Source organism: Streptomyces sp. NPDC002446 (genome assembly GCF_053595675.1).
The window spans coordinates 1-3254 of record NZ_JBSFYC010000154.1 but is presented as its reverse complement, the minus strand read 5'-3'; the positions used below and the strand labels follow the sequence as shown (position 1 = coordinate 3254).

The following is a 3254-nucleotide window of genomic DNA, read 5'->3' as shown; positions in this document are numbered from 1 at the left end:
CCGACGAGAACAACACAAACGCCTTCAGATCCAACCCACAAGTCAGATCATGCAACGCCATCGCACCATCGACCTTCGGCCGCAGCACCCCACCAGCCCGCTCCGGCGTCAGCGACTCCACCACACCGTCATCCAACACACCGGCCGCATGCACCACCGCCGAGATCTCGTGAGCGGCAAACACCTCGGCCAACGCACCACGATCCGCCACGTCACATGCCACAACGACCGCCTCGGCGCCCAACTCCCGTACTTCAGCTGCCAGTTCGTCAGCCGGACGACGCGACACCAGCACGACACGGCGCACCTGCCCTGTGCTCACCAGGTGCCGAACTACCACACCCGCCAGCACACCCGACGCACCGGTCACCAGCACCGCACCCTCACCCCACGAACCAGGGGACTCAGGCACCGGAACCTGCGCCCGCACGACACGCGGCACCCGCAGCACACCCCCGCGCACCGCCACCTGCGGCTCACCACACGCCACCGCAACCGGCAGCACACCCAACGACGACGCCTCACCCTCCACATCCACCAGCACAAACCGCTCCGGATGCTCCGACTGCGCCGATCGCAACAAACCCCAGACGGCGGCATGGGGAAGGTCGAGCTCCGTGTCGTCGGGTGTGGCCGCGACCGCACCTCGGGTCAGGACGACCAGCCGCGACGAGGAGAAGCGCTCGTCGGCCAGCCATGCGTGAACCGCCCCGAGGATCCGCTGCAGCGCGGTGTGGGTGGCGTCGGCGAGCCCCGCGGCATCGGCGACCACCCCGGCGGCGCACGGAAGAACCACCACGTCCGGAACATCGTGCGGAGACTGCTCGTGAGCGGCGCCGAGCGCGGCAAGGTCGGCGTAGGACGCCACGGCCACTCCCGAGCGCTCCAGCGCGCCGGCCACGTCAGACATGCCAGACATACGAGCCGTGCCAGCCGTGCCAGCCGCATCAACCGCGTCGGCCCCGTCCATCGCGTCAATCGCGTCCATCGCGTCAGCCGCGTGACTGCCGAGGACTGCCCAGCGTCGGGTGTTGTCGTCCGTGGCCCCGGCCGCCGGGAGCTGAATCCAGTCCACCGCGAACATCGCGTCACGTACGGGCGAACTCGCCGCCTTGAGCAGCTCCGTGGCGACCGGCCGGGTGACCAGCGACTCGATCGACGCAACCGGCGCGCCCGTCGGGTCTGCGACCGTCAGCGCAACGGTGTCCTCGCTCAGGGGGGTGACCCGTACCCGCAGCGCTGCGGCACCGGCCAGATGGAGTGACACCCCGCTCCAGGAGAACGGCAGACGTGCCCGCCCCTCCCCCGCGTCGGGGATCGCCCCCAGGCCCAGGGTGTGCAGTGCGGCGTCCAGCAGCGCCGGGTGCAAGCCGAACGCCGCCGCGTCCGTGGCCACCTCCGCGGGCAGCTGGACCTCGGCGAACAGCTCATCACCGCGCCGCCAGGTCGCCCGCAGCCCGTGGAACGCCGGACCGTATCCGTATCCCTGGGCGGCGAGCCGGTCGTAGTAGCCGTCGATCGCCACCGCTTCGGCGCCGGTCGGGGGCCAAATGGCCAGGTCGGTGGGTGAGCCTGAGGAGACCGCCGCGTCGGGAGCCGCGTCCGGGGCCGGATCCGGGGCCGGGGCCGGAGTCGGGGACGGAGCCTCGGCGGGTGCCAGCGTGCCGGTCGCATGCCGCACCCACGGGCCGCGCTCGTCCGCGATCGCCCGCGAGTAGACGCTCAGCGCGCGGCGCCCGGAGGCGTCGGGGGCGGCCAAGCCGAGCTGGAGGGCGACCCCGCCCCGCTCCGGAACGATCAGCGGAGCCTCCAACGTCAGCTCCTCCACCACCCCACAACCAGCCTCATCACCGGCCCGCACCGCCAACTCCACAAACGCCGTACCCGGCAACAACACCGTCCCCGCCACCGCATGATCCGCCAACCACGGATGCGACCTCAGCGACAACCGCCCCGTAAACAGCAACTCATCCGAACCCGCCACCTCAACCGCCGCCCCCAACAACGGATGGCTCGCCGTCGTCAGACCGGCGGCCGCCATGTCACCGACGGCCGAAGCGGGGGCTTCCAGCCAGTAGCGTTCGCGCTGGAAGGCGTAGGTGGGCAGGTCGACGCGGCGGGCGCCGGTGCCGACGAAGAGCTCCGACCAGTCCACGGGCACACCGGTCACGTAGAGCTCAGCAGCCGAGGTCAGGAAACGCTCCAGGGTTCCCTCGTCACGGCGCAGGGAGCCCGCCACGACTACGTCGTCGAGAGTCTCCTGGACGCTCACGGTCAGGACCGGGTGCGCACTCGACTCCACGAAGGTCGTAAAACCCTCCGCCGCAAGGGAACGAACCCCGGCCTCGAACTGCACCTGACGACGCAGATTCCGGTACCAGTACGCAGCGCCCAGGTTCACCGTATCGACGTAGGCGTCTTCCACCGTGGAGTAGAAGGGAATGGTGCCCGACTGCGGCCGTACGGGCTCCAGCACATGGAGCAGCTCCTGCTCAATGGCCTCCACATGCGCCGAATGCGAGGCGTAATCCACCGGGATACGACGCGCCCGGACACCGTCCGCCTCACACGCCGCCACGAACGCCTCAACCGCAGCCGCATCGCCCGAAATCACCGTGGAAACCGGGCCGTTGACAGCCGCGACACCGAGCCCATCCTCCGTCTTGAGCCGGTCCCGCACCTCCGCCTCGGGCAGCGCAATGGACGCCATACCACCACGCCCAGCCAGCTCACGACCGATGACCTGCGAACGCAGCGCCACCACCCGCGCACCATCCTCCAACGACAGACCACCCGCCACCACAGCAGCAGCGATCTCCCCCTGCGAATGACCCATCACCGCATCGGGAACCACGCCCACCGAACGCCACAACTCGGCGAGGGACACCATCACGGCCCACGTCACCGGCTGAACCACATCCACCCGGTCCAAAGCACGACCCTCGGAAACAACCTCCAACAGATCCCAGTCCACAAACGGCGCCAGCGCCTCCCCACACCGCCCCATCCACTCAGCGAACACCGGCGAAGCCGACAACAACTCCGCACCCATGCCCACCCACTGCGAACCCTGACCAGGGAAGACAAACACCGTCCGGCCAAGCTCACGGACCGACCCCTGCACCACACCAGCCGACTCACCGCCCGCGCCCACCGCGCCCAGCGCATCGAGCAGCCCCGCCCGATCGGCCCCCAGCACCACCGCACGCCGCTCAAAACCCGACCGCGACACCGCCAACGACAGCCCCACATCA

Annotated in this window: 1 protein-coding gene; it reads right to left on the bottom strand. The window is 69.8% G+C overall.

The window, feature by feature from the left end; genetic code table 11:
* On the bottom strand, positions 1 to 3254 hold a 3254-nt coding region (locus ACWD6P_RS36850), incomplete at both ends, for an SDR family NAD(P)-dependent oxidoreductase (protein WP_451448585.1).